Genomic DNA, 26,335 nt, shown 5'->3' with positions numbered 1-26,335 from the left:
CGTCGCCCCGGTGGCCTTGGCGGACCCGGGTGGTCTGCGTGCCGGGACCGTTGTCCTGCGTGGGCTCATCCTCGCTCCTCCTCGGGTCTCGCCGGCATCGCCAGCGCTGCCGGACGACAGACATGGCGGGTCGCCTGGGCCCGATTGGCGAGGTGTTCCCGCGCATCCGGCCGCCAAACGCGGGACGGAAGGGCCGCGTCCAGCAGCCCGGACGGGTCAGTGCGGTCGGAACGCGCTGAATTCGCGGCGCACATGCCTGAAACAGAGTTTTGGCACCGTACAGACCGCGTGGAATCGGCTCTGCATAGGGAATCACCCGATTCGGTAACCGCCCCAGCCACCTAGCGTCGAGCCATGACCACCCATGCGCCCCGGACGGAGCGCGGCGCCGGCCGCGGCGGCACGCCTAGCCGCACCCTGGTCCGCCGCGGACTCGGCGGCACCGCAGCACTGGTGTGCCTTGTCGCGGTGACGTCCGGGTGCGGCATGAGCGGCTCCGCAGGCTCGGACCCAACCGGCCGGCAGTACGGGTACGCGCCGAAGCCGGACCGGTCGGTGGCATATCAGCCGGACGTCGTGCTCGTCTCCGGGGGCGGCAGCGCCATCCGTTCGGTGAGCCGGGACGGTTTCACGTACGTGATCGACGGTGACGCCAAGGGCGCCGACGACCTCGCGCCCGGGAAGATCATGTTCGCCACGAGCGAGGCACTCGGCCGGGTGGTGAGAGTGGAGCCGACGGGCGGCGACGTGGCCGTCACCCTGGCCCCCGTCGAGTTGACCGACGTGGTGCGCGACGGTCACTTCACGATCGACCAGACGCTCGATCTCGAGTCGCAGGCCTTCAGCCAACTGCCCGACCTGCTGGGGGAGGTCGTCGACGGGGCCGAGGCCACGCCGGTCCTGCCGGATGCCCGGAAGGCCACCGGGATGGGCACGAATGCCATCGGGGCAGGCGACTTCCGGTTCGCCGTACCCCCGATCCCCCTTCGGCCGGCGCGCGGGCCGGGCCCGGAGGCGGCCAAGAGCGCCCAGCGCAAGATCGGGGACTGGGACGTGACGGCGTACAAGGACAGCGCGAAGCTGGGGCTGACCGCCGAGCACTCGACTGCCGCGCAGGCGGGCCCGGGAGGCCTCAAGGTCGACTTCGACATCCAGCTGCGGGTCCGGAACCTGCGCGTCCACGGCGACATCAGGGTGACGAACGGCATCATCCCGAACCCGTCGTTCCGCATCGACGGGGTCGAGGGACTCGCCGTGACGATCGCCGCCGGCGCCCAGGGCGGGCTCAGCGACAACAAGAAGGCGAAGATCGAGTTCCCGATCGAGGTCAAGCAGCCGATCATCATCGGGGGCTTTCCCGCGACGCTCAAACAGACGTTCAAGTTCCTCGTCGAAACGGCATTCACGGCGAAGAACGGCAACCTGTCGGCGACCGGCCAATGGGGGCTCGCCGGACCGATCGGGTACGCCGGCTCGTCCGTGCTGACGCCCACCTTCTCCGTACAGAAGAGCATCATGCAGTCCCTGCGCGGCGTGTCCATCGGTGTCGAGGCGATCGTCCTGGCGGTGGAGTTCCGATTCGGCTTGATGATCGGCCTGCCGGTGGCGGGCGCCGGGCCGTTCGTCGGGATCGTGGCCTCGGTCGGTCTGACCAACGGTTCGGCGGCCGGCCGGGTGGGACTGCCGCTGGCCGGTCCAGCCGTCAAGTGCCGGGGATCCACGCTCGTGGCGACCGTCCGCGCTGGTGAAGGCATCAACATGTCCGAGCCTTTGGCGAAGGCGATCAAGGAGGTGCTGAAGGTCGACATCCCGAAGGAGGCGGACTTCCTGAAGAAGGACATCGTCAACCGCACCGTCGTCGAGCCGGACGTGCCCCTGTGCCGCGGCTGATCTCGTCACCGCCCTCACCCAACACCAGGGCTGGGGCACCGACCTCGCCGTCGTCCTGCACCGCTGGCACCGCCGCCATCTACCCACCGCCGTCGACGCCGTCCACCAGGGTCCAGTACTCGGCGCCCGGCTCGGCCTCGCCGCGCCCTCACCGCTCACTGACTAACCCGTACCAAACGAGCAACGTGCCGCCGCCGGCTCGCCGTCGTCAGCTCCTGCTCGCCGCCGTGCCCTAAGAGCTCCTAACTCTGGGTGCGTTGGAGTTGGCGCCAGCAGATGAGGGCGCAGGCGAGGCTGAGGAATGCCTGGTGGATGTCGTCGCGGATTTCCCAGCGGATGCGTAGGCGGCGGAACCAGTGCAGCCAGGCGATGGTGCGTTCGACGACCCAGCGTCGGGTGCCGAGGCCGGAGCCATGCGGTGTGCCGCGTCGGGCGATGACGGGGGTGACGCCGCGGGCGCGGATCTGGTGGCGGTGGCTGTCGTAGTCGTAGCCCCGATCGGCATACAGCCGGTCGGGGCGCCGCCTGGGTGGGCCGGGCTTGCCGCCGATCGGCGGGATGGCGTCGAGCAGGGCGGTGGTCTGGGTGGAGTCGTGGCGGTTGCCGCCGGTCAGTGTGACGGCGAGGGGAATGCCGCCGGCGTCGGTGATGACGTGGTGTTTCGAGCCCGGTTTGCGGCGGTCGACCGGGCTCGGACCAGTTTTGGGCCGCCCTTGAGCGCCCGGATGTGCGAGCCGTCGATCACCGCCCTGGACATGTCCAACTGGCCCGCGCCCCGCAGGCGGGCCAGCAGTGTCTCGTGCAGCCGCTGCCACACCCCGGCCTCGTTCCAGTCCCGCAACCTGCGCCAGCAGGTCATCCCCGACCCGAACCCCAACTCCTGAGGCAGGTACTCCCACGGGATCGCGGTGTAGAGCACGAACAAGATCCCGCACAGCACCTTGCGGTCATCCAGCGGCTTACGCCCCGGATACCGACTCCGCCTGGGTGGGCGGGGTGGCAGCAACGGTGCGATCTCGGCCCACAACTCATCCGAGACGATCCACGGCGGCTGCTCACCCCTCCTCACGTTCAGACGAAACGACCCTCACGTCCGTCGGTTACGCCCAACATCATTTCGTTAGGACCTCTAACTGACTGACCGCTACCGCGAGACAACTTGCTAGCGGACACTGAAAAATCCTTGTCGACGGACAGTTGAGTCCCTGCTCGCGGACAGCAGAAATCCTGTTGGGCGGTCAGGTGATCTCCGTCTCGGCCACGTGAAAGTGGATCTCTCCGGCGGTTTCGATGCGGGTTGCTGACCTTGCACATCGAGCCGCCGGAGAGACCGTGACCAAGTCTGCCAGGGAGATCATGGAAATCTTGGAGTCGTACGACCTGACCCGCTGTCCGCATTCGGCGGCGCAGTTGGCGGGGTGTGATCCGAAGACGGTGCGCCGGTACGTGGCGCTGCGCGACGCGGGTGGCGGGGATCCGCTGCGGGTGCGGACGGCGCCGCGGCCGAAGCTGATCGATGCGTTCCTGCCGAAGGTGGAAGAGCTCGTCGACGCATCGAAAGCGAAGATCCGCGCGGACAAGGTGCACGAGCGCCTGGTGTCGATGGGGTTCACCGGCACGGAACGCACGACCCGGCGGGCGGTGCGTGAGGCGAAGATCGCGTGGCGGGCCGGGCGGCGGCGCACGTACCGGCCGTGGGTGCCCGAGCCGGGGCTGTGGCTGCAGTTCGACTGGGGTGACGGGCCCCGCATCGACGGACGTAAGACGTATCTGTTCTGTGCGTGGCTGGCCTGGTCACGGTTCCGGGTGGTGATCCCGGTCTACGACCAGACGATGGGCACCTTGATCGCCTGCCTGGACGCGACGCTGCGCCGGCTGGGTGGGGTGCCGGCGTATCTGCTGGGCGACAACGCCAAGACGGTCACCGTCGAGCACGTCGCCGGCGTCGCGGTCAGGCATCCGACGGTCGTCGCGGCGGGCCGGCATTACGGGGCGACGGTGCACTCGTGTGAGCCGTTCGACCCGGAGTCCAAGGGCGGTGTCGAGGCCACCGTCAGGGTCGCCAAGGCCGATCTGGTGCCCACCGAGACGAACCTGCGCGGGCAGTACGCCACCTTCGCCGAGCTGATGACGGCGTGTGAGCAGTGGTGCGAACACATCAACGCCCGCACGCACCGGGAGACCGGCGCCGCCCCGGTTGACCGGCTCGCGGTCGAACGCGGTCACCTGCATGTCCTGCCCGCGGACCCGCACACCGCCGCGCTCGGGGAAGAACGCCTGGTCAACGACGATCAGACGGTCCGGGTCGGGTCGGTGCGGTACTCGACCCCATCCGGGCACGTCGGCACCCGGGTGTGGTGCCGGACCGTCGGTGAGGAACTGGCCATCGTCGCGATGACCCCGGCGGGCACCGTCGAGATCGCCCGGCACCTGCTGTCCACCCCCGGCAACCCGCGCATCCTCGACGAGCACTACCCGCACCACCCGGGCGGGAACCACCCACGCCCGCCGAGGCCGCGGGCCCGCAGCAAGGCCGAGGCCGATTTCCTGGCCATCGGTGACGGCGCCCACGCGTGGCTGGTCGAGGCCGCCGCGACCGGCACCAGCCGGGTCCGGGCGAAGATGGCCCGCGCGGTCGAGTTCGCCACCATCCTCGACGCGGCTCGCGTCGACCAGGCCCTCGGCCTGGCCGCAGCCGCCGGCCGGTTCGACGACGCGGATCTCGGCGCGATCCTGGACCACCTGGCCACCCGCGGTGAGCCCGGTGACCTGGTCCGCGTCGACGAAACCTACTCGGTGCAGCCCGGCACCGCCTCCTGGGAAAGGTTCGGCCGATGACCTGCACACCCCCGGCCACCCCGGCACCGACCAGCCTGGCCGACCAGACGGTTTCAAAAATGAAACCGGACCTCAAGGGCGTCGTCCTTGACCCCGACGAGGCTGCCGACCTGGCCCGCCTGCTCGACCTGATCGAGGACTGGCTGCGTCACGCCGACCACGACACGCAGGCCGACCTGGCCGGCTTCCTCGACGGCAGCGGCCACGGCCACCTCGCCGCGGCCGGCCTGGCCAGCCTCGTCGAACACAACGCCCTGACCCTGCACCGCCCGCTCAGAAAGGCCACCACCCGATGACCCGCCCCACCCCGACATCCCGGCCGGCACCGCCCCTGCCCGACGACCTGGACAAACTCCTACGCCGGATGCGGCTGCCCTACCTGCGCGCGGCCGCACCCGATGTCATCGCCACCGCCAAGGCCCAACGCTGGGACCCCGCCGAAGTCCTGCGGGTGCTGATCAACGAAGAAGTCATCGGCCGCGACGCCGCGACCCGCCGACTACGCCGCAAGACCGCGAACTTCCCCACCGGCAAGACCCTGGCCACCTGGCGACCCGACGAGTCATCAATCTCGGCGGCCACCCAGCAGGCCCTGGCCGCCCTGGAATGGATCGGCAGGGCCGAGAACCTCGCCGTCGTCGGGCCGTCGGGCACCGGCAAATCCCACTTCGTCGAAGCCCTCGCCCACGCCGCGATCGAAGCCGACCTACGCGTGGCCTGGTTCACCCTCGAAACCCTCACCAGCACGATCAGCCGGGCCAAAGCCGACGGCTCGACCGCCCGCACCATCACCCGGATCTGCCGCAGCGACCTGATCGTCATCGACGACATCGGCATGCTGCCCGCCGGGCAAGACGCCGCCGAAGCCTTCTACCGCATCATCGACGCCGCCTACGAACGCCGATCCATCGCCGTGACCAGCAACATCCACCCGTCCGGCTTCGACACCTTCATGCCCAAGACCCTGGCCACCGCGACGGTCGACCGACTACTGCACCACGCCCACCTGATCACCACCCAGGGCGACTCCCACCGCCTGCAGCAAGCCCTCGCCGGCAAGGGGGTGAAAACCTTGACCTAACCCACCCGGAGATCACCTGACCACCAGCACGGAATTCTGCTGTCCGCCCACGAGGAACTTCAAAGGCCATCGGACAGGACTTCGTCCTGACCCTTGACACAACTGCCCTCTCACGGGCATCCCGTCGCTCAACCGCCACGGCCGGGAGGTGGGACGCCGCCGGGGAGAGGGGCGGCACATGGCGCGGGCTCGACATGGTCTGCCACCCGTCGCAGCAACGAAGCCACCGTGCCGCGCAGGCTAGCTAGGGACGATGTCGAGCGCGGTTCGTCCGGCACGACAGGAGCCCAGGGGCGGGCACTCAGCACCTGCCGCTTGGTCTCCTCGATTGCGCGGATGCCGAATGGGTCCATCGAGCCTCCTTCGGATGGTGATCCGGTCTGTAGCGCCCTGGTTTTCACCGCCGACCGTTGGGGACCAGCCCGAGGACTTGTGCCTGCGAACGGTTGGGTCTGAAGGACGGCGTCTGACCACGAGGTACCCACGTTCTGAACTAGTTAAGTCTGAACTGGTTCAGAGGATACCATCATCAGGTGGTTGATGAGGAACGAAAGCGAGTCGGCGGTGGACGCCCTGGTCGCGGTCTCACGCTGGCCGATGTGGCTAACGCGCTGCAGGTATCGAAGGCGACGGTGTCCAACGCGTACAACCGGCCCGATCAGCTCAGCGCGCAGCTGCGGGAGCGCATCCTCGCTGAGGCTGACCGGCTCGGCTACCGCGGCCCCGATCCGATCGCGGCCACCTTCAGCCGGCGACGAGTCGGCGCCATCGGGCTGGTCTTCGACGATCCGCTCACGTTCGCGCTCACTGACCCGGCCGAGGCGCTCTTCACCACCGGCATCGGCGAAGTCTGCGAACGGATCGGTGTCGGCGTGGTCCTCATCCCGCGCGGCACCGGCACCGAGCTGGTGGAACGGGCGCTGGTCGACGGTTTCGTCTGTCACTGCGACGTGGATGGGGACGTCCGCGTCGACACGGTGATGGGTCGCGGCCTGCCCGCGGTCGTGGTCGACGGCCCGCTGCGGCCCGGAATCAGCCACGTCGGTATCGACGATCGGAAGGGCGCGGCGACCGCTGCGCGCCACCTGGTAGGCCTCGGCCACTGGCGCATCGCCGTGCTGGCGTCGCCGTTGCGGCCTGATGGCCGTGCAGGCCGGGCTGACCTCGCTCGCCAGCAGGCCGCCCAGCATCACGTCATGCGTGAACGCCTGGCGGGATACCGCGAGGGGTTGGCAACAGGCGGTGTTGCCTGGGCCGACGTGCCCGTCGTCGAGTGCGCACCCTACGGCCGGGAATCCGCCTACCGCGCCGCCGCCGACCTGCTCGGCGGCGCCGAACGACCGACAGCCCTGCTCGCGGCGAGCGACGAACTCGCATTAGGCGCGTTGCGGGCTGCCGCCGTCTGCGGCATCAGCGTGCCCGAACAACTCTCCATCGTCGGGTTCGACGACGCACCGCCTGCAGCGTGGTCGGATCCGGGGCTCACCACCGTGCACCAGCCGCACCGCGACAAGGGCCGCGCGGCCGTCGAACAGCTGATCGGACCGACGTCACAGACCACGACCACGTTCCCCACCACGTTGGTCGTACGCGGATCGACGGCACCTCGTGCGGGTTCTTGACCTGATCCGACGGATGTCCGCTGAGGCGGGAGGCGGGCCTGGCTGGCAGAGACCACGGGGAGTCAGTTGCGCCGCCCGCCAGGTGCGGCTGGTGGTGGGTTCGCGCGCACGGCTGTCCGTAGTTCTCCGTACGCGAATAGCAGCATAATTGCCCTAACACAAGATATTTCGCCGTACATGAGGAAGTATTACGGTGTCAAGTGATCCAGGTCACAGTCAGGCGAGAAAAGGCCGCCTGAACAGCGCGATCCCAACTTCTTTTCCGCTGAGTGATTCATAGCCGTCGAGGCTTCATTTGCTGGCCGGTTGCCGCACCGTGATGTCGTTGTTACGGTGGGTTTCAACAAAGAACACGGGGAGATGCGCATGGTCATTCAATCGAGCCGCGCCGGGTAATCGCCTTCCGCGAGATCTGTCGCGCAGCTGGTTGCTCGCGGCACTTCGCGACTTCATGCACCCTGCCGCTTGGCAAACATTAGTCGCACACCGCGGCTCTCAGTCACATCGGTCGTAGCGCAGTCTTTGCGCCTTATCCGGCGCGCGGCATCGTGAAGAAAATGCCTTCTGGTAGATGCTTCGACCGATTCACACTGCCATTCCGCCTATTATTTCGATGGTTTTACCGGCCGCATTGGGAGGCTATGCGGTTGCTGCAACGCGCCACGAGCACGCACGCTTCGGGGAGAGTTGATGGAAGAGTCTGGTGCTATTCCGCCCACGCTCGGGGGAATTCCAATTATAGGCACGAAGTCGGGATCACGGACACCGGTCATTACCGACATGGATCGTGCGCGAGTCGACCTTCATCTGCGGTTGGCCGATTTTCAGCCGTCGTCCGGTGCGCTCAGTGCACCCTGCGCGGCCCCGCAGACAAACTGGCACGGAAATGCGCTCGGTGCTGAGCAAGCCGCGCTTTCGCATGAATTTACCCACGTCCACGGTAGGGGTAAAGGTGGCTTCTACAGCATGCCGGTCAGCAACGGCACAAGAGCCATCTCGTTGACGTTGACCGCCATCGCCGCACACGCGGAGAGACTCGGGCTACGCCGACCCCGTCCGGGCGACAACATCATCGTCCCCGCGCTGACCTGGGCTGCAACCGCCACCGCACCGCTCGATCAGGGATTCGTGCCGCGCCTGGCCGACGTGGACGAAAGGACCCTGTGTTTGGACCCTGCGTCGGTCCGCAATCTCGTCGACGGTCGCACATTCGCGATTATCGCCGTCCATCTTTACAACCGGATGGCCGATCTGGACGCGCTGGCCGCTATCGCCGAAGAGCATCAGATCGCCCTTATCGAGGATTGCGCGCACGCGCACGGAGCCGCTTACCACGGTAGACCGGCCGGCACCACAGGGCATGCCGGTACGTTCAGCCTGCAAGCGAGCAAAACGCTGACCTGCGGCGAGGGTGGATTGTTGACCACACGTGATCGACTGCTCGCCGAGCAAATCGCCTCGCTAGCGAACTGCGGCAGACCCTGCGGCGAGGCGATCCGCATCCCCTCTGGTAACGACCGACTCCCCGGCTTGTCCGCCGCTTTCGCTCGCGCTCAGCTCGCCGCTTTCGAGACCCAGCAGGCGGCACGCACCGCACAATGGGCCCGGCTGAACGAAGTGGCGGTCGACCTGCCCGGGGTGCAGCCGTTTCCGACCCAGTCGAACACGGTTTCACCCACGTACAAATGGGCAGCTCGTTATCCGCCCGAGGAATGGGGTGGCATGGCGTTGGACGAGATCGCCGCCGCCCTCTCAGCCGAGTTGGACGTCCAGATAGCGCGAGTGTACGAGCCACTGACCGATTCATCTCTCTACCAGCCCATGAACCACCCCTTGGCAGCAAACACCCACTGTGCCAACGAACTCGACCCGGCCAAGTACGCCTGCCCGACGGCGTCCGAACTGCACAACACCGTCCTCGTCATTGAGCACGCGGCCGCCCTGCGGCCTGACTTCGCCAACGCCTACACCGCCGCCGTCACAAAAGTGCGCAAGCGCGGAAAAGGCAACGCTAGCCCGATCCGTTTGAATAACCGGTGAGCTGTCACCTCTTAAGAGGGAGTGCCAAGAGGCGTGAAGAATCTTAAGGCTGGAATTATCGGGTGTGGTCAAATGGGCCGCAACCACGCGGCCGCGTACCAGGCCCTGGCGGGTGTCGATCTCGTCGCGGCTCATGACTACGACGATCGCAACGCCGACCGGTTCTGTGAGGACTTTGACATCAGGCGGACCACGCTCCCCGAACTTCTGGAATTGGTCGATATCGTCAGCATCTGCACTTGGCCGTCCTCGCACTCCCCGCTCACCCTGCAGGCACTGGGCGCCGACACGCACGTGCTTTGCGAAAAGCCGCCGGCTGTGAACGCCGAAGAGGCCAACAAGATGCGCGAAATGGCCGAAGAGCAAGGTTTGGTTCTCACCTACGGCCTGCTTTACCGTCATGCCTTTCGAAACATTGTGGATCTCGTGAACGACGTCGGAAAGCCGTACAAGATTACGGCGAAGTGGCTACGACGCTTCGGCTTTCCGAAGTGGAGTCCGACCGGTTACCGAGAGAGTTCGGGCGGCGCCCTGACTGACCTCGGCGTACACATGATCGACCTCGCCTGGTACTTGGTGGGCTGCCCCGAGCCTGAACTCGTCCACGCGGCCGCGTGGAACCATCGAGCACAGGAGCTCTACCGCGAGGTAGGGCTCGCTGATTGCAGCACCGACACGTCGTATCCGCAGCACCCGAACGACAGTGCATTCGTGCTCTTGCAATTGAACAACGGGTGCACTGCCACGGTGGAGGTGGCGTACTCGACGGACATGACCGAAGACGAGCACGTATCGGTCGAGATTCAGGGATCACACGGGACGCTCGTCCTCCCCGTGCCGACGACGCAAACGGCCCTCTCGCCGGGGCTGTTACCGGCATTCCACCGATCGGACGGAAGAGCGTCGAGCTCCGCCGTCATCCAACGCGGACCGAGACTGGTTCGCGAGGCGGTCTACGACCAGCTTGCCAACTTCCGTGACGTCGTATTGGGAGTTCAATCTCCCGTTATCACCGCGGCCCAAGCCGTCACCGTGCAGCGGGTCCTCGATCTCGCCGCCTGGTCGGCACGGACCGGCGACCCGGTGTCCTTGAAAGGACACGACGAAGCAAGCGACCGTTCCCACCTGAAGACCCCGACGACAGGAGTCAGCGCATGAGTGAAACGCCCGCCGTGCTGGGAGGCAATCCCATCGTCAACCCCGACAGCGAACCCGGTTGGCCCCTGTCCGGCGCGATCGAAACCGCCGCCCTCACCGAGGTCACGGAGAGCGGACAGTGGGTAGGGTTCGGGCATATCCCGGCCAAGTGGCGCGCGATCCTGGAGCAGGTGGTCGCCGACACCACCGGCTATCGGTACGGAATCGGGCAGCCCAACGGCACCCTGGCCATCGCAAGCGGCGTCCGATCCCAGCTCCGCGCTCGTGGCCGTGACTGGGCCCAAGGCCGCGACCAGGTGCTCGTCGCCGACCTGACCCATGCCTCCGCCCACCACGGGGTCCGGCTGGGCGTCGCCTCCGAACTCGGGCGCGCACCCGAACTAGTCCCGATCGACGCTCGCAGCGACGCCACCATGGACAGCGACGTGGTCGCCGACTACCTGAGCCGGCACGCCGACCGCGTACTGGCGGTGGTACCCGCCACTATGTACGGGAACTTTGGTGCCATCGAGCAAATCGTGGAACTTGGTGAGCGACACGGTGTGCTCGTCCACCATGACAACGCGCTCGGCGGTGCCGCCCGCTACGACGGCCGGCGCGCCTTGACAGCCTCGATCTCCGCGCACGGCGAGGGCAAGGCGACGCCTTCCTGCGAGGGTGGACTGGTCGTATCGTCCGATCCGCACGTAGCCGCGCTCGTCCGAGCGGACACCGACTGCGGCAACGGGCCCGGACGGTTCGACCCGATCCCCTACGCGGACTTCGGTCCGATCCCCGCCGGCAACCAGCGAATGGGGGAGCAGCCGGCCGTACTGATGCTGGTTCAGTGGCTCCGGGCCATGCACAGCCGATTGCAAGTCCGGGAAAGCCGGCGGCTCGTCACCAACCTGGTACAAGACCCGGGTCTGTTCTCCACGCCGGTGTTGCGGGTGCCACCCACCGACGCCGAGTACCCCCCGTTCTTCAGCCTGCACATGGAATGCACCGACGCGCTGGAGAGCGAACTTGGCCTGACACCGGACGACCTCCGGGTCGCGCTGACGGCGGAGGGCATCTGGGCCGAAGCCGGCTTCGTACCGACCCACCGGGACCCGGCATGGCAAGACATCGTCGCCGGCACCGGCCTCACCTACTCGGGTTCAACGCGGGTGTACGAGCGCGCCATCTTCATCCACAACAAGTTCATGCGCCACCCGGACTTCGCGACCTGGATGGCCGAGATCCTCGAGCGGGTCAAGGACCACGCTGGCGAACTCGCCGGAATCAGCAAGCGCATACCCGGTGCCGGAGAAAAGCGGCACAAGAATCCGATCGTCAGGAGGCACCACCACCGGTGAAGATCATGACACGGCGTCCCGCACTGTTACCGATGGTCGCTCTGTCCGGGCTCTATTTCGTCAACACGTTCCTCTCGGCCGCACTCGCCCCGCGGTACGCGGAGATCGTGTCCTCGCTCGGACTCTCCCCCGACGGCCTCGGCCTCGTCCTTCTGGGTCAGGCGATCGGTCTCACCGCCGTCATCCTCACCCTGGCGCCCCGACTCGCCGACCGATATGGTGCGCGTGCAGTCGCCCGCTTGGGAGCTTTGTCGTTCTGCATCCTGACGCCCCTGATCGGTCTCGCGGGTTCGTGGACCATGCTCTTCGCCGCCTTCCTGGCGACCGGGGCGGTCAATTCGTTTCTGGACCTGGGGATGGCCCGGTCGGCGACCGACGTCGAGAAGAAGACCGGACGCACGCTGATCACATTCCTCGACATCCCGGCCGCGTTGGGCTCGCTGCTCGGAGCCGGCGCGGGCGCGGCGACAGCCGGACGAACCGGGATCGCCCAATACGCCATCGCAGTCGGAGTAGCCGGGTGTTTCATCGTCATCGCAGTGTGGCGGTTCCTGCCCGCCTCGGAGCCGCGCCCCGCCGAGCTGCCAGAGCGGAGCCAGAAAATCCCGGTCGTCGCCTTGTGCCTGCTGGCGGCAGCCGGCCTGGGAATGCAGCTGGCGGTGCTGGACTGGGCCAGCCTGTTATACCGGGAACTGGGGGCGGCACCGACGCTGTACGGAATCGGCAACTTCGCATTTGTCGCGGGAGCGACCGCCATTCTGATCATCTGTGGTCCACTGGCCGACCGATTCGGTCCGACCGTTGTCCTCCGAGTCACGGCCACTGTAGGCATTCTCGGAATGGCCGCCGCGACCCTGTCGAGCTCGATAGTGGTCGTGACGGCTGGGCTTGCCCTCGCCGGGGCCGGCCTACAGCCCGCCCACCCTCTCGCGCTGAGCGCGGCGGGGCTTGGCTCGGTCAAGAACCAGGCACGGGTGATCGGTGCCAGCTATATCGGGATGGCCCTGATGCGGCCGGCTGTGGGCGGGTTGGCCGCTGTCACCGGCATCCAGGTGGCGCTGGGACTGGTGACCATTCTCCTGGGCGTCGTCGTGCTGGTACTGGCGCCGAATGCGCGGAAAAAGCCGTCATTAGCCTCAGCCCTTCATTAAGGGCGGGTCCATATAGTGGATCTTGAAAGGAAGATGCCTTCCGGCCTGGGAAGATAGGACTTGCTGAGGGTCTCATCTATCCCGGACGGAAGGCACCTGTCAGGTGAAGGCTACCGGAACACGCCCGAAGATCATCGTCAGCGGCGACGGACGTGGCGTGGTCGGCCACGCTGGTGCTCGTCTGTTGACTGACGTCGCTGACGCGGCGGGGTTGACCGGGGCGTTCAGCGAAGCCCTGTCGGGGTTACGGCAGCGGCGGGGCGGTCACGATCCGGGGCGGGTCGCGGTGGATCTGGCGGTGACGATCGCCGATGGCGGTGAGGCGATCGGTGACCTGGCGGTGCTGCGGGACCAGAGCGGTCTGTTCGGCGCGGTGGCCTCGGATGCCACCGCGTGGCGGGTGTTGTCCGGGTTGGACAGCGAAGCGTTGGTGTCGCTGCGGATGGCTCGCGCACGGGCACGGGAGGTCGCCTGGGCGCAGATGGGCGAGACCCGCGACGGCATACCGGCCGCGACCGCCGCTGGCCAGCCGGTCCCCGGTCTCGTCCTGGACCTGGACGCCTCGATCGTGATCTGCCACTCGGAGAAGGAATCGGCCACCCGTACCTGGAAGAAGACCTTCGGCTATCACCCGCTGTTCTGCTTCCTGGACAACACCCGTGAGGCGCTGTCGGGGCTGCTGCGCGAGGGTCGGGCCGGGTCGAACACCACCGCCGACCACATCACCGTCCTGAACTCGGCGTTGGAACAGATCCCGGACGCCCACCGCTACGGCACCGAGATCCTCATCCGCTGCGACTCGGCCGGCTGCACCCAAGGATTCCTGGCCCACATTCGCAGCCTGCGCGAGCACGGCATCAACACCTTCTTCTCCGTGGGTGTGGCCATCACCGAACCGATCCGCGACGCGATCCGAGCCGCTACCGGCTGGATCCCCGCCATCGACGCCGACGGCGAGCCGCGTGACGGGGCGCAAGTCTGCGAGATCACGGGTCTGGTACCCGACGACGGCTACCCCGAAGGCACCCGGTTCATCGTGCGCCGCGAACGCCCCCACCCCGGCGCGCAACTGTCGCTGTTCGACACCATCGAAGGGTTCCGCCACCAGGTCACGGCCACCGACACCCCGCCAGGCCGCGGCAGCATCCAGTTCCTGGAGGCCCGACACCGCGCCCACGCCCGCGTGGAAGACCGCATCCGCACCGGCAAGGACACCGGCTTCGGCCGCTTCCCCTCACGGGTCTTCGCGATCAACGCCGCCTGGCTGGAACTCGCCCTCACCGGTATCGACCTGCTCGCCTGGACCCAGCATCTGCTACTCGACGGCGACCTCGCCACAGCCGAACCCAAGAAGCTGCGGTACCGACTGCTGCACGTCCCGGCGCGGATCACCCGCTCGGCACGACGCACGAAGCTACGCGTCGCCGAAGGCTGGCCCTGGGCCGAGCAACTGGTCACCGCGTTCACCCGCCTCGCGGCACTGCCACAGCCGGTCACCTGAACACCACGATCCCGATCCCGACGGACAGCTTCTGGAGGAACCCGACCCCGCGTCGGGCTACCACCACGCCCTGACGTCGATCGACCGACTGATCAAGATCAACAACCCGCCACGCGGCCTTGATCAACAGTTAGTGAAAGACCGAGGTTAGGCCGCGGCCCGGTCGATCACTGCAGGCGCCGAGCCATCCGGCCCTCATCCATACCCTTGGCTCGCCGCCCCCAGGGCACACGGCGCCCCGCACTACGCGCGGTCTCGGCCCGTTGAATGCTGATCGGGCGTGCTCAGCCGGGATGGACGGTGCGGATGGCAGGGCAGCGGGTGTCGGCCGCTCGGCGTGGTCAGAGGCCGGCGGCGGCGTCGTATCGGCGCCGCAGGTCGGCCATCTCCGATGCGGGCAGCGCTTCCCTGAGTGCCAGCTCCTCGTACTTGTCGGGGAACATCTCCCGTAGTCGATCGACGAACCTGACGTCGGCGGTCGCCTCGACCACCTCGATGCCGGGAGGTTGGGTGGTCATGTCCATGATCACCGGGCCGACGAGTTTGACCGCTCCGTCCCAATGGCGCTTCTGTTCGGCGACGCCGCAGAGGTGGAAGCCGTAGATCGTCTGGACGTCGGCCAGTGTGGTGGCCCCGGTGGGCTCGTGGCCGTAGACATGGACTCCGCAGATGACCGCCGGTGCGGCCTGCTCTCCGGCTGGTACCTGTGCGGCGGTGTGCCCGGCGTGATGGTGATGTGCCGGGTCCGCCTGCTCGAGGGTCACACGCATCTTGGTCAGGATCTGCCGGTGGAGATCCGCCGGGTCCGTCCTCGGGGTGGTCAAGGTGACCACGGCGGCCACCCCGATCGACGCGGCCAGCAGGCACACCTCGATCCACACGAAGGCGCTTCGGTACCAGCCGCTGACGCCTACCCGGGAAATCATGATCGTTCTTCACCTCGTCGCGGTTCCTGATGGTGGCGGAGGGCAGCGGACGGACCTCTGCCCGGAGGTCGGGTCCGTCGTGAAGGTGGCCGCGCGGTGAACGCTGTGGAGCGGCGGCTGCGGCCGACGCACTGCCGGCACCGCAATGCCCGGTGCTGGCCGCTCTCAGCGGGGTTGCCACCGCACTGTCACCCCCGGCGCGGGGCCTTACCGACGTTGGGGTGGCGCGTGCCGCGCCACCCCAACGCAGATGCTGTTACCGAGCGGTGCAGGTGAGGTTTGGTGTGGAGTTGGTGCCGTTCCAGGAGGCGTTGAAGCCGAAGCTGGTGGTGGCGTTGGCGCTCAGGGATCCGTTGTAACTGGCGTTCGACGCGGTGACCGACGAACCGCTCGAGGTGACTGTCGCGTTCCAGGAGTTGGTGATGCTCTGGCCGTTGGGCCAGGTCCATGCCACCGTCCATCCGGAGATGGCGGCGTTGCCGGCCCGGACGGTGACCTCGGCGCCGAATCCACCGGACCACTCGCTGGTCTTGCGGAAGGTGGCGGTGCAGGCACCGTTTCCGGCCGGCGGCGGCGTGGTGGGCGGCGGGGTCGTCGGCGGCGGCGTGGTGGTGGGCGGCGGGGTCGTCGGCGGCGGGTTGCCGCCGCCACCGAAGATCACGTCACTGCAGAGGTAGTACGGCTGGTCGAGGTGGGACGCCTGCCAGATGGTGTAGACGACGTGCCGCCCGGTGCGGTTGCCCGCGTTCACCTGCGCCTCGTAGAGCCCGGTGGTCGGGTAGCTGCCGGTGCGGAGTACCAGGTCGAGGCTGTTCCAGGTGAGGGGCTGGGTGGTCGGGTCGAAGCCCTGCTTGGTGATGTAGATCAACATGTAGTCGGCGCCGTGCCGAGCGCCGTCGGTCAGTGTCAGGGTGAAGTTGTTCGGCATCGGCTTCGCGGTCCACGCGCCGACCGCGTCGAGCGAGGCGTACAGGCCGCCCTGGGTGCGACCGCCGCTGCACAGCTGTCCGTCCGGCACGGCGGCCTGGTGGTTGCCGCCGACGTTCTCGCGGTACAGGCCGTTCCAGTTCCACATGGTGTTCGGGTTGGCCTGCCACGCTTGCCAGCACATCGGGTCGGTCTGGGCCATCGTGGGGTTGAGGTGGTCGGAACCCCAGCGCTCCCAACATCCGTAGTTGCGTGACGGCGGGTTGGTGACCGATCCGTGCGCCGAGGCCGGACCGGCCTGGTTGACGACGACCATCGTGAACGAGGCGAGGAGAACTGCGACCGCGCCCAGTCCCAGACGGCGTGCTGTCCGTGAAATTTTCATCGATGCTCCAGTGGATGCGCCGGCGCCCAGTGGCCCTCGCTGGGTGCCCACCCCGGAGAAGGTGACGCCGATCGATTCAAGCCGTCCGAAAGGTGGACGGCACTGCTGCCCAGCAGCGCTTGGCGACTCCCAGCCACGATGTTAGTAAAGACGGCTGTCAATGTAAATCGATACCGATGTACCGGCACGCTCACCCACGGGCACGGCGGGCATGGCGATCCCGACCGCGATGACCACCGCGAGGCCAGACCGCGCGTCGTGGTCGCCGAGGCGAGGTGAGTACGAGTGCGGACGGCCGGCGGCGGCCGGGGCGACAGGACGCGGGGATCTCTACCAGCTCCGCCATGGCAGATCAGCGCCGCACGCCGATGCAGGATCGTTCCGGCGACTGGAGTCGGCGGGCCCAGGACGACAAGCCGGCAGTGGCAGGCGGTGAGCAGCCGGCGCCGACCTCATCGATCTTCCCTGGTTGGGTCGCGCGCCAGCCAGTCGCCTAGGAACAGTGCGACCCACCCGGGGCTCCACGCCAGCAGACCGGGCCGGATGTACCGTGGCCGTAATCGACGCGGATGTCCACCCAGAATGCTCGCCGGCCAACTGCTCCGCGAGGTCGCGCTCCACCCCGGCCAGGAACTGCTGATGATGCGACTGTGGGATTCAGGGCCGCTGCGTCGGACCGACCTCGCCGACGAGTTCGACACCGACTCGGCCAAGCATGACCCGCACCGTGCAGCGCCTCGAACGGGCCGGCTACGTACGCCGCGTCCCCGACCCGACGACCGCCGCGCCACCCGGGTCGAGTCCACCCCGGCCAGCCTCGTCCTCCGCGTCGACGTCCCGCGTGGGACGTGGGCACGTTCTGGCCGCGCGCCACGCATCCACTCGCGCCCCGTGCTACGCCGAGCGGGCGGTCCTGGATCTGGCAAGGCGCATCGAGTACCACGGCTGCGCCTGTGGCGGTCGGGTCGGCTCGCGGCGCGCACTGAGCAGTACCGCGTGCGTCGCAACATCAACCACGTGGTCGGCGAGGCGGTTCTATCGGAGAGCCCGCCCGAGCGGCATCTGTTTCGGGACGTCATCGAGGGGGCGGGCCTACACCAAGTGCTGCGGAGTGGTGAGCGCCGCTTGCTCTGCACATACCACGAGGCCTGCACCCGCCCGTTTGAAAGATGGCTCGCCGGCCCGTCCAGCCGTCAGGGTCTGGGGCTGGGCCGCGCGTGTCGGCCGCTGAAGGCGCCACGGGTGCGGAGCCGCGGCTTGGTCGGCCGGCCCACGGTGAGGTACCCGTCCCTGTCGAGGGTGCGCAGCGGCTGGTGTCTCGGCGGCGGGCATCGGTCCGCGGCGTGTCTGGTGGGTGGAAGCTGCCTTCACTGAGCGTGCCCCACGCTGAGCATCGAACTAACCGATGCTTACCATGCAGAGCGTTCAGGCTGTTCATGCTTGCTGATCCCGGATAGGGTCCCGCCAGTCGCCCAGCCCAGGAGGTTTACCGTGCTCAGGAAGCGTGCGCTCCACGTCGTCATCGGTCTGGTCACCCTGTCGATCGCGGCAACCGGTTGTGGCCGGTCGACGAGCGGGCAGACACCGCAGCCCGGCGCGGCCTCCGTCGCCGCCGACGCCAAGGCGGCCGACCTGGTGCCCGCCGCCCTCAAGGAGAAGGGCGTCCTGCGGGTGGCCACCGCCGAGGGCTACCCGCCGATGGAGATGTACAAGGAGGGCACACAGGATCTGATCGGCGTCGACCCGGAGCTTGCCGCTGCGATCGCCGGGCGGCTCGGCCTGAAGCTGGAGATGACCAACGCCAGCTTCCCTGGTCTCATTCCCGGTCTGCAGGCCGACCGCTGGGACCTGGCGATGTCCTCGATGAGCGACACCGAGGAGCGACGCAAGGCCGTCGACTTCGTCGACTACTTCCAGGCCGGTGGCGCGATCATGGTGGCCAAGGGCAATCCCGCCGGCGTCAAGGACCTGGCCGACCTTTGCGGCCGGGCTGTCGTGCTCGCCAAGGGCAGCTCCAACCTCGCCATCGGCGAGGGGCAGAACGCCAAGTGCGCGAAGAAGATGACGATCTCGCAGAGCGAGGACGCCCCGACCGGCCTGCTGCAGATCGACGCCGGGCGGGCCGTTGCCACCATCGTCGACTACCCGGTGGCCAAGATGCTCGCCAAGGAGAGCGGCAAGTACGAGGTGCTGGAGGCGCAGTACGATGCCGGCCCGTGGGGCATCGCGATCGACAAGAAGGACAGCCAGTTGCGCGACGCGGTGCAGCGGGCACTCCAGGAGCTCATCGACAGCGGTGAGTACACCAAGATCCTGGAGAAGTGGGGTGTGACGGGCAGCGCCATCCAGGCGGCCACCGTCAACAACCAGAAGTGAGCGCGTCGGTGGACCCTACGGTGAAGGAGCAGGAAACCGCCGCTGCGGGCCCAGCGCCGGACGAGCCCGACACACCGCCGAACCGGATCAGCCACCCCCTACGGCCGGGGCGGTGGCTGGCCGCCGGCCTGACCACCCTGGTCCTGGTCTGGCTGGGCTGGACCATCGCCGTCAACCCCAACCTGCACTGGGACATCGTCGTTGCCTACCAGTTCGACCGAGTCATCCTGGAAGGGCTCTGGGTCACCATTCAGCTCACCGTCGCGTCGATGCTGATCGGCGTGGTGCTCGGCGTGGTCGTGGCACTGATGCAGGTCTCCAACAGCCGGATCCTGCGCACCGGCGCGATGGCCTACGTCTGGTTCTTCCGCGGTACCCCACTGCTGGTGCAGCTGATCTTCTGGTTCAACATCGCGCTGATCTTCCCGGAGATCGGCCTCGGCGTGCCGTTCGGCGGCCCGAAGCTGGTGACCTGGGAGACAAACACCCTTGTCACCGGCTTCGTCGCGGCGCTGCTCGGGCTCAGCATCAACGAGGGCGCCTACATGAGCGAGATCGTCCGGGCCGGACTGCGGGCCGTCGATCCCGGCCAGCAGGAGGCCGCGGCGGCGCTGGGCATGTCCCGTCCGAAGATCATGACGAGGGTGGTGCTGCCCCAGGCGATGCGGATCATCGTCCCGCCCACCGGCAACCAGTTCATCTCGATGCTCAAGACCACCTCGCTGGTCTCGGTGATCGCCGGCGCCGACCTGCTCACCGTCGCCCAGCGGCTCTATCTGACCAACTTCGAGGTGATCGCCCTGCTCATCGTCGCGTCCATCTGGTACCTGGTCCTCACCACCGTCGCCAGCATCGGCCAGTACTACCTGGAACGCCGGTTCAGCCGCGGCTTCGGCACCACCGTCCCGGGCACGCTGCGCGGACGGATCGGCCGCAACCTTCGGCTCACCGGGAGCGCACGATGACCGCCCCGATGGTGCAGTGCCGGCAGTTGCGCAAGAGCTTCGGCCGCATCGAGGTGCTGCGCGGCATCGACCTGGTCATCGAGCGCGGCCAGGTGGTCTGCGTGGTCGGCCCCTCCGGCTCCGGCAAGTCCACCCTGCTGCGCTGCCTCAACCATCTCGAGGAGCCCCAGGCGGGTCGGGTCTACGTCGACGGCGAACTGATCGGATACGAGGAGCGCAGCGGGCGGCTGCGACCGTTGCCGGACGCCCGGCTGCGCCGGCAGCGCGAGTCGATCGGCATGGTGTTCCAGCGGTTCCACCTCTTCCCGCATCGCACCGCGCTGGAGAACGTGATGGAGGGCCTGGTCGCCGTGAAGGGCGTCAGGACGGCCGACGCCCGCAGGCACGCCGGTGGCCTGCTCGACCGGGTCGGGCTCGCCGACCGGGCACACCACTACCCGGCGCAACTCTCCGGCGGGCAACAGCAGCGGGTGGCCATCGCGCGGTCCCTGGCGATGTCGCCGAAGCTGATGCTCTTCGACGAGCCGACCTCGGCGCTCGACCCCGAACTGGTCGGCGAGGTGCTGGAGGTGATGAAAGATCTCGCGGCCAGCGGCATGACGATGGTCGTCGTGACCCACGAGATGGGGTTCGCCCGCGAGGTCGGCGACCACCTCGTCTTCATGGACGACGGCCTCATCATCGAACAGGGCCCGCCGCGGGAGATCCTTGCCGCGCCACGGCACGACCGGACCCGCGCGTTCCTGTCCAAGGTCCTCTGATGGCCCAGCTGGACCTGCTGATCACCGGCGGGAACGTCATCGACGGCGCCGGCTCGCCCGCCCGTACCGTCGACGTGGGGGTGCGCGACGGCCGGTTGCTGCTGCTGCCACCCGGCAGCAGCAGCCCAGCCGCCGAGGTGGTGGACGCCGGCGGCCTGGTCGTCACCCCGGGCTTCATCGACGTGCACACCCACTCCGACCTGCTCGCCGGCGACGACGAGCAGCGGGAGATCCTGCGGCTCGCGCCGCTGCGGCAGGGCGTCACCACCGAGATCTGCGGCAACTGCGGGATCAGTCCCTTTCCGGTGCCGACCTTGCGCGCAGAGACGGTGCGAGACCTGGTCGCCGCGACGTTCGGCCCGCCCGCCGCGACGTACCCATCCTTCGCGGAGTTCGCCGCCGCGCAGGGCGTGGGCCGGCGCAACCACCTCGCCGCCCTGGTGGGCCACGGCACGCTCCGCGCCGCCGTCGTCGGCTTCGCGCAGCGGCGCGCCAGACCCGACGAGGTCCAGCGGATGTGCGACCTGCTCGACGAGGCGCTCGCCGCCGGCGCGGCCGGGCTGTCCACCGGCCTGATCTACTCGCCGGGGGTGAATGCGAGCACCGACGAGGTCATCGCGCTCGCCCGGGTGGCCGCGGCGCACGGAAAGCCCTACGTGACGCACCTGCGCGACGAGATGTCGCAGGTGGAGTCGGCGCTGGAGGAGGCGATCGACATCGCCACCTCGGCCGGCGCCGCGCTGCAGGTCTCGCACCACAAGACGGCCGGCCGGCGCTCCTGGGGCGCCACGGTCCGCACCCTGGCCCGACTCGAACGGGCGCGGGCCGATGGACTGGACGTCCTCTGCGACGTCTACCCGTACACCGCCGGCAGCACGGCGCTACACGCCATGCTCCCGCCCTGGGTCATCGCCGACGGCGTGCCTGCGATGCTCGCCGCCCTCGCCGAGGCGAACGTCCGCGACCGCATCCGCGCCGACCTGTCCGCCGGCCTGCCGGGCTGGGAGAACACCGTCGGCAACGGCGGCTGGGACCTGATCCGGGTCGCGTCCGCCCCCACCAGCCCCGATGTCGAGGGGCACAGCATCGCCGACCTCGCCGCCACCCGCGGGGTCGACCCCATCGACTACGTCTGCGACCTGCTCGCCGCGGAGACAGGCAACGTAACCATCCTCAGCCACTCGATGCGGGAGGACGACGTCCGCCGGGTGCTTGCCAGCCCGCTGGCGATGATCTGCTCCGACGGCGTGCCCAAGCCGGGCCGGCCGCACCCCCGATGGGCGGGCAGCTTCGCCCGGGTGCTCGGTCACTACGTCCGCGACGTGGGCCTGCTGAGCCTGACCGAGGCCGTGCACAAGATGACCGGGATGCCCGCCCGGCGCTTCGGCCTGCACGATCGGGGCCTGATCGCCGACGGGTGCGCGGCAGACCTGGTGATCCTCGACCCCGCAGAAGCCGCCGACGGCGCGACCTACGACGACCCGCTGGCTCCGCCACGCGGGATCCGCTGCGTGGTGGTCGACGGCCATGTCGTCGTCGACGGCGACCGGGTCACCGACGCCCGACCAGGGCGGGTGCTGGCCGTACCAGACGGTGGGCGCCCCCCGCGGGGGCAGCCGTGACCAGCGGCGGCCCGGCTGCCCACGTGCGGATCGGGGCGATGGTGCGGCGACTCGACGACGGGCGCACTCTCTCGCTCGACCCGGACCTGGTCCTACCGCTGGCCAGCGTCGGCAAGGTGCTGCTGCTCGGCGAGGTCGCCCGCCGCATCGCCGCCGGGACCCTCGCTCCTGACCAGCCGGTCGACCTGCTCGACGACGACCGGGCACTCGGCGGAACCGGTCTGCTCAACCTGCTCTCGCCGCGCCGGTGGACCGTCGCCGACCTCACCGCCGCAGTGGCCGGGGTCAGCGACAACGCCGCCACGAACGCGCTGCTCCGGTTGGTGACACTGGAGGCCGTTCAGCAACTGGCCCGCACGAGCGGCCTGCGCGCCACCACCGTGCATGACCGGATCCGGCGCACACGCGGCCCGGACGTACCGCCGACCTTCGCGACCGGCACCCCGCACGACCTCTGCACCTTCCTCACCGACGTGGCGACCGGAACCTGGCAGAGCCGGCGGGCGTCGGAGCTGCTGCGCGGGTGGCTCGACCGCAACACCGATCGCACGCTCGTCGCCGACACCATCCGGCATGACCCGTGGTCGACCGGCGGAGTCCGGGTGGCGAACAAGACCGGCACCGACACCGGTGTACGCGCCGACGTCGGCATCGTCGTCGGCCCGCACACCGTCGTCTACGCCGTGGTCGCGGCGTTCGGTCCCGGGGCGGAGCGGGCCGCGGTGGCGGAGCTTCGGCGATGGGGCAAGGCGGTCGACCGGCTCACCGGCGCGGGCGACCACCGTTCGGCCAACTCCTGACTGAGCCTCGCCGCGGCGTCGGTCAGCCGGTCGACGAAGCTGCCGACGACCGGATTCGGGTTGCCGGGACGCAGGGCCACCCCGATCTCACGGTGCAGGTTGGCGTGAGTGAGTGGCCGGACCGCCACTCCGCCGGGGTTCCGCAGGCCCAACGACGGCACCAAGGCGACGCCGACGCCGGCCCGGACCAGGCCCAGCACCACCTCGTAGTGGTCGCTGCGGCAGCGGACCCGGGGCTGGAACCCCTCCGCGCGCGCCGCCAGTTCCAGCACCGACACCTCCCCTTGCACGCCGAGCGTGGTGATCCACGGCTCGTCGGCCAGGTCGGTGAGCCGCAGCCGCCGCCGCCCTGCGAGCGGGTGGTGTGCCGGCAGCACCACCAGTTGCGGGTCCGCCATCAGCGGGGACACCGTCGCGAAGGGCGCCTCCCGGATGGGGCTCAACGGATGGTTGAACACCACCACGAGGTCCAGTTCACCCTGGTTGAGGCGGGGGAGCAGCTCGGGTGGCTGCCCCAGGATCAGGGCCAACTCGACCTGGGGATGCTCGGTGGTGAAACTCGACAGGGCGCGCGGCAGCAACTCCGCGCCGGCGGTGGCGAAGAAGCCGATCCGCAGCAGACCCCGCCGGCCTTCCCCATGGGCGGAGAGCTCGTCGCGGGCGGCCGCCATCAGATCCGCGATCTGCTGGGCGTAGTCGGCCAGGCGCTGGCCCGCCACCGTGAGCCGCAGGCTGCGTGGCCCCCGGTCCACCAGTGCCACGCCGGCTTCCTGCTCCAGGGTCGCGAGCTGGTGGGAGACCGCGGACGGGCTGAGCCGGAGCTGCTCGGCCGCGGCGACGATGGTCCCGTGCCGGGCGATCTCCAGCACGACCTGCAGGCGCGCCGTGTTGAACATACGTGGACCGCCTTCCCCTGCTCCCAGGGGCGCGAGCGGCCCCACCGCCGCCGGACCACCCCGTCGCAGCTCCCGGGGCGAGGCACTGAGATCGGAGGCGGCCGGGTCATGGTCCCCGGCGGCCTGTTGAGAATACGCACGATCACCGGAGCCGAGGGGCTGGCCCGGCGCCAGCGGGCTGTTCCGCGAATCGATCAGCCAATGGATCGGCGCGGCGTTCAGCGCAGCCGGAAGTCGTCGTCAGAGCCCGGCTGGACCTGGTACTGGCCTGCGGGCTCGACAGCCCTCTTCAGCTGCTGTCAGAGCGGACAACCGAGACCGCTGTATCGGCGCCTGACGTCACACTCCGAACTTGCGGCGGGAGGTGACCGGCCACGTTTGCCCAGCGCAACCGGTCACCACGTCAGTGGCAGGGCCCTCTGCGCAGACGTCGATGATCTTTCCGGTGAGCAAGAGCGTTGCCTTCTGCTCCTGCACTCCGGGCTGGGCGCACCGCAGCAGCCATGACCGGAGGCCCATCCACTGCCGAAGTTCGACCACTTCGGGGCCGCGGAAGAGGTCACTGAGCAGGAAGACCTGCCCACAGCTTTGCCGTTGGGATTCGGGTCTCAGCCAGCGGAATCCGCACGGACGACTACGCGACAAGCTCGATGCCCATCGTCGATGCGCCACGACCGCCCAGACTCGGGCCAGCGAGCCCGGCAGGACAGCAGGCGCCAACAAAGGCGGGAGCAGCGACGCCTGACCACTTCGGCTTTCTCCGGGGGAGGTCACGTCGAACGGCCCGACCGCAGCGCCGCAGTTCAGGACCTTCAAGCCTGCGCAGCTGGTGCAGGCCGGCCTCGCCGCGGTAGCGGCGATCCTGGCCCGCGCCGGCGTGTCGCGGACCAGTGCCGCCACGGCCGCCGCGCTCGCCACCGTGGCGGTGGTGCCGCCGGCGTTCACCGGGCACGCCGCCGGTGCGGGCAACCACCAGATCGCGGTCAGCAGTCTCACCCTGCACGTCGTGGGCGCCGCGCTGTGGGTGGGCGGGTTGGCCGCGCTGTTGATGATCCGTCGCGCCACGGTGCTCGCCGACGTTGCCGGCCGGTACAGCCGCCTCGCCCTGGGCTGCTTCGCCGCCGTCATGGCCAGCGGCACGGCCAACGCCGCCGTGCGGCTCGGCTCGCCGGCACCACTGTGGCAGTCCCGCTACGGCTGGCTCATCCTCGGCAAACTCGCCGCGCTGCTGATCCTCGGCGTGTTCGGCGCGGCACACCGGCGGCGCACCCTCCCCCAGCTCCGCGCCGGCCGGCACGGGGCGTTCACCCGGCTGGCCGCCGGGCAACTGGTGGCATCGGCATCGACCCCGGCCGGCCCCGGCTCCCCCACCCCCTCCTGATGCTCATCCACCTGGCCGCCATGATGGCCCACGGCTTCTTCGGCCTGGCCCTCATGCAGACCACCACCGTCATCGCCCCCGACTGGTACACCAGCGTCCACCCCAGCTGGGCGTCCTCCCTCCTAAACGACCAGAAGCTCGGCGCCGGCATCGCCTGGGCCTTCGGCGAAATCCCCGCCGCCGTCGTCATGATCCTCCTCGTCCGCCAATGGATCGACGCCGACCAGCGGGAACAACGCCGCATCGACCGGGCCGCCGACCGCGCCGAGGCCACCGGCGAGGACGACGACCTCGCCCGCTACAACGCCTTCCTCGCGTCATCGGCCCGGCACGACGGACGAGGCCGGTCACCGTCGCGGTTACCCACGCGGGCCAGCCCGATCGGTGGGCATCAGCGGCCGGTAATCGCTGGCGGTGAGTGCGCCGTGGTCAACGATTCGTTCGCACGCGGAACCTCCAACGCCCGGCCGTGCCAGCGGAGGGAGACAGCGTGCACGTCGGCGCGGCTGGTCAGCGTACAGACGATCTGACCGAAGGCCATGATCTCGTCGCTGCGTCCGTTCTCGTCGGTCGCTCCAGCGACCTCCACCTCGGCGACGCCGCCGTGAGCGACAGCGCCACCACCAGCCACATCGCGCGGGCGGCCGGGTGCACCGCGAACAACGCGAGCAAGCCCCA

General features: G+C 68.8%; 20 protein-coding genes and 1 pseudogene. 17 read left to right on the top strand and 4 right to left on the bottom strand.

Annotation, left to right across the window (positions count from 1 at the left end):
* Positions 1-687 precede the first annotated feature (687 nt).
* Positions 688-1,890 carry a hypothetical protein gene (locus ABIH81_RS19865; protein ID WP_349876397.1) on the top strand — a complete coding sequence of 401 codons (1,203 nt, stop codon included), beginning with the start codon at positions 688-690 and terminating at the stop codon, positions 1,888-1,890.
* A gap of 242 nt (positions 1,891-2,132) precedes the next feature.
* Here the strand turns inward: ABIH81_RS19865 and ABIH81_RS19860 are convergent.
* Positions 2,133-2,932 (bottom strand): IS5 family transposase gene (locus tag ABIH81_RS19860; protein WP_349881094.1). Its coding sequence is split into 2 segments (ribosomal slippage): positions 2,133-2,596 and positions 2,596-2,932, totalling 801 coding nucleotides; the frame shifts between segments, so codons are not numbered across the junction.
* A gap of 314 nt (positions 2,933-3,246) precedes the next feature.
* Between ABIH81_RS19860 and istA the strand changes: the two genes are divergently transcribed.
* From istA to ABIH81_RS19815, 9 genes are all read left to right on the top strand, one after another.
* The gene (gene istA, locus ABIH81_RS19855; protein ID WP_349876396.1) at positions 3,247-4,728 is read left to right on the top strand and encodes an IS21 family transposase; all 1,482 of its coding nucleotides are present in this window, start codon (positions 3,247-3,249) and stop codon (positions 4,726-4,728) included.
* Positions 4,725-5,024, top strand: a complete 300-nt coding sequence (locus tag ABIH81_RS19850) for a hypothetical protein (RefSeq protein WP_349876395.1) — start codon at positions 4,725-4,727, stop codon at positions 5,022-5,024. Before istA ends, ABIH81_RS19850 begins: the two co-directional genes overlap by 4 nt.
* Positions 5,021-5,809, top strand: a complete 789-nt coding sequence (gene istB / locus ABIH81_RS19845; protein ID WP_349876394.1) for an IS21-like element helper ATPase IstB — start codon at positions 5,021-5,023, stop codon at positions 5,807-5,809. Before ABIH81_RS19850 ends, istB begins: the two co-directional genes overlap by 4 nt.
* 533 nt (positions 5,810-6,342) lie before the next feature.
* A complete protein-coding gene (locus tag ABIH81_RS19840; RefSeq protein WP_349876393.1) occupies positions 6,343-7,431 on the top strand; it encodes a LacI family DNA-binding transcriptional regulator in 1,089 nt (362 codons plus the stop codon).
* A gap of 690 nt (positions 7,432-8,121) precedes the next feature.
* A complete protein-coding gene (locus tag ABIH81_RS19835; protein ID WP_349876392.1) occupies positions 8,122-9,471 on the top strand; it encodes a DegT/DnrJ/EryC1/StrS family aminotransferase in 1,350 nt (449 codons plus the stop codon).
* Between the two features lie 72 nt (positions 9,472-9,543).
* The gene (locus ABIH81_RS19830; RefSeq protein WP_349876391.1) at positions 9,544-10,629 is read left to right on the top strand and encodes a Gfo/Idh/MocA family oxidoreductase; all 1,086 of its coding nucleotides are present in this window, start codon (positions 9,544-9,546) and stop codon (positions 10,627-10,629) included.
* Positions 10,626-11,966, top strand: coding sequence for a DegT/DnrJ/EryC1/StrS family aminotransferase (locus ABIH81_RS19825; RefSeq protein WP_349876390.1), 1,341 nt, complete (start codon positions 10,626-10,628; stop codon positions 11,964-11,966). The genes ABIH81_RS19830 and ABIH81_RS19825 overlap by 4 nt, the downstream gene beginning before the upstream one ends.
* A gap of 5 nt (positions 11,967-11,971) precedes the next feature.
* Positions 11,972-13,117 (top strand): MFS transporter, encoded by a 1,146-nt coding sequence (locus ABIH81_RS19820; protein ID WP_349881162.1) that lies wholly within the window; start codon positions 11,972-11,974, stop codon positions 13,115-13,117.
* A gap of 103 nt (positions 13,118-13,220) precedes the next feature.
* On the top strand, positions 13,221-14,618 hold the full coding sequence (locus ABIH81_RS19815; protein ID WP_047894859.1) for an IS1380 family transposase: 1,398 nt from the start codon (positions 13,221-13,223) through the stop codon (positions 14,616-14,618).
* 341 nt (positions 14,619-14,959) lie between these two features.
* Here the strand turns inward: ABIH81_RS19815 and ABIH81_RS19810 are convergent, their stop codons facing one another.
* Together ABIH81_RS19810 and ABIH81_RS19805 are read right to left on the bottom strand one after the other, a co-directional pair.
* On the bottom strand, positions 14,960-15,544 hold the full coding sequence (locus tag ABIH81_RS19810; protein WP_349876389.1) for a hypothetical protein: 585 nt from the start codon (positions 15,542-15,544) through the stop codon (positions 14,960-14,962).
* 256 nt (positions 15,545-15,800) lie between these two features.
* Complete coding sequence (locus ABIH81_RS19805; protein ID WP_349876388.1) at positions 15,801-16,856, bottom strand: lytic polysaccharide monooxygenase; 1,056 nt, start codon at positions 16,854-16,856, stop codon at positions 15,801-15,803.
* A 1,491-nt stretch (positions 16,857-18,347) separates the two neighbouring features.
* Here ABIH81_RS19805 and ABIH81_RS19800 point away from each other — a divergent pair.
* The 5 genes and pseudogenes from ABIH81_RS19800 to ABIH81_RS19780 all read left to right on the top strand — a co-directional run.
* Positions 18,348-19,232, top strand: coding sequence for an ABC transporter substrate-binding protein (locus tag ABIH81_RS19800; protein WP_349876387.1), 885 nt, complete (start codon positions 18,348-18,350; stop codon positions 19,230-19,232).
* 20 nt (positions 19,233-19,252) lie between these two features.
* A complete protein-coding gene (locus tag ABIH81_RS19795) occupies positions 19,253-20,197 on the top strand; it encodes an amino acid ABC transporter permease (protein ID WP_349876386.1) in 945 nt (314 codons plus the stop codon).
* Positions 20,194-20,958 carry an amino acid ABC transporter ATP-binding protein gene (locus tag ABIH81_RS19790; protein ID WP_349876385.1) on the top strand — a complete coding sequence of 255 codons (765 nt, stop codon included), beginning with the start codon at positions 20,194-20,196 and terminating at the stop codon, positions 20,956-20,958. The genes ABIH81_RS19795 and ABIH81_RS19790 overlap by 4 nt, the downstream gene beginning before the upstream one ends.
* Positions 20,958-22,580, top strand: coding sequence for a D-aminoacylase (locus tag ABIH81_RS19785; RefSeq protein WP_349876384.1), 1,623 nt, complete (start codon positions 20,958-20,960; stop codon positions 22,578-22,580). The genes ABIH81_RS19790 and ABIH81_RS19785 overlap by 1 nt, the downstream gene beginning before the upstream one ends.
* 38 nt (positions 22,581-22,618) lie before the next feature.
* Positions 22,619-23,209, top strand: a pseudogene (locus ABIH81_RS19780) (serine hydrolase); the annotation flags it as partial.
* A gap of 47 nt (positions 23,210-23,256) precedes the next feature.
* On the opposite strand, the gene ABIH81_RS19775 reads toward ABIH81_RS19780, so the two are convergent.
* Positions 23,257-24,276 carry a LysR family transcriptional regulator gene (locus ABIH81_RS19775; protein ID WP_349876383.1) on the bottom strand — a complete coding sequence of 340 codons (1,020 nt, stop codon included), beginning with the start codon at positions 24,274-24,276 and terminating at the stop codon, positions 23,257-23,259.
* A gap of 829 nt (positions 24,277-25,105) precedes the next feature.
* Between ABIH81_RS19775 and ABIH81_RS19770 the strand changes: the two genes are divergently transcribed.
* Entirely contained in the window at positions 25,106-25,657 is a 552-nt protein-coding gene (locus tag ABIH81_RS19770; RefSeq protein WP_349876382.1) for a CopD family protein, read from the top strand.
* Positions 25,657-26,187 carry a cytochrome c oxidase assembly protein gene (locus ABIH81_RS19765; protein ID WP_349876381.1) on the top strand — a complete coding sequence of 177 codons (531 nt, stop codon included), beginning with the start codon at positions 25,657-25,659 and terminating at the stop codon, positions 26,185-26,187. Before ABIH81_RS19770 ends, ABIH81_RS19765 begins: the two co-directional genes overlap by 1 nt.
* Positions 26,188-26,335: the final 148 nt, after the last annotated feature.

It is taken from the genome of Micromonospora sp. HUAS YX12, from assembly GCF_040215685.1.
GTDB lineage: Bacteria > Actinomycetota > Actinomycetes > Mycobacteriales > Micromonosporaceae > Micromonospora > Micromonospora tulbaghiae.
Note: the sequence above shows the minus strand (reverse complement) of the source record. Positions and strands in the feature narration are given on the sequence as shown.

Excerpts from the sequence above, each read along its gene's own strand:
- ABIH81_RS19865 (WP_349876397.1), top strand. The coding sequence starts at position 688 with ATGTTCGCCACGAGCGAGGCACTCGGCCGGGTGGTGAGAGTGGAGCCG.
- ABIH81_RS19850 (WP_349876395.1), top strand. The coding sequence starts at position 4,725 with ATGACCTGCACACCCCCGGCCACCCCGGCACCGACCAGCCTGGCCGAC.
- ABIH81_RS19825 (WP_349876390.1), top strand. The coding sequence starts at position 10,626 with ATGAGTGAAACGCCCGCCGTGCTGGGAGGCAATCCCATCGTCAACCCC.
- istA (WP_349876396.1), top strand. The coding sequence starts at position 3,247 with ATGGAAATCTTGGAGTCGTACGACCTGACCCGCTGTCCGCATTCGGCG.
- ABIH81_RS19785 (WP_349876384.1), top strand. The coding sequence starts at position 20,958 with ATGGCCCAGCTGGACCTGCTGATCACCGGCGGGAACGTCATCGACGGC.
- ABIH81_RS19820 (WP_349881162.1), top strand. The coding sequence starts at position 11,972 with ATGACACGGCGTCCCGCACTGTTACCGATGGTCGCTCTGTCCGGGCTC.
- ABIH81_RS19830 (WP_349876391.1), top strand. The coding sequence starts at position 9,544 with ATGGGCCGCAACCACGCGGCCGCGTACCAGGCCCTGGCGGGTGTCGAT.
- ABIH81_RS19810 (WP_349876389.1), bottom strand. The coding sequence starts at position 15,544 with ATGATTTCCCGGGTAGGCGTCAGCGGCTGGTACCGAAGCGCCTTCGTG.
- ABIH81_RS19765 (WP_349876381.1), top strand. The coding sequence starts at position 25,657 with ATGCTCATCCACCTGGCCGCCATGATGGCCCACGGCTTCTTCGGCCTG.
- ABIH81_RS19790 (WP_349876385.1), top strand. The coding sequence starts at position 20,194 with ATGACCGCCCCGATGGTGCAGTGCCGGCAGTTGCGCAAGAGCTTCGGC.
- ABIH81_RS19835 (WP_349876392.1), top strand. The coding sequence starts at position 8,122 with ATGGAAGAGTCTGGTGCTATTCCGCCCACGCTCGGGGGAATTCCAATT.
- ABIH81_RS19775 (WP_349876383.1), bottom strand. The coding sequence starts at position 24,276 with ATGTTCAACACGGCGCGCCTGCAGGTCGTGCTGGAGATCGCCCGGCAC.
- ABIH81_RS19805 (WP_349876388.1), bottom strand. The coding sequence starts at position 16,856 with ATGAAAATTTCACGGACAGCACGCCGTCTGGGACTGGGCGCGGTCGCA.
- istB (WP_349876394.1), top strand. The coding sequence starts at position 5,021 with ATGACCCGCCCCACCCCGACATCCCGGCCGGCACCGCCCCTGCCCGAC.